We start from the raw sequence: 211 nt of genomic DNA, 5'->3' as shown, positions 1-211 counted from the left end.
TTCATTCTCTAAAATCGCTTTTGCTTTTGTTTTTGTTGCTTCATCTAATCCCGCAAAGATGTCTTCACGCTTCTCTTTCTCTGGAAGTTTCACACCTAATTTTGTTAATTCCTCTTTTGCTTGTTCATGCGTTAATTTTCCAGATTTCTTTTGCTCTAAAATTGACTTCGCTTTCTCTTTCGCCTGTTCATCTAAGTTAGCAAACATGTCT

The 211-nt window shown here is 35.5% G+C and carries 1 pseudogene; it reads right to left on the bottom strand.

Annotated features, from left to right (window positions below):
* Positions 1-211: pseudogene (locus MR170_RS32110) on the bottom strand (hypothetical protein); the annotation flags it as partial.

The sequence above is a fragment of the Bacillus cereus group sp. BfR-BA-01524 genome (assembly GCF_022662595.1).
Taxonomy (GTDB): Bacteria; Bacillota; Bacilli; order Bacillales; family Bacillaceae_G; genus Bacillus_A; species Bacillus_A thuringiensis_S.
This window is presented reverse-complemented; position numbering and strand designations above follow the sequence as displayed.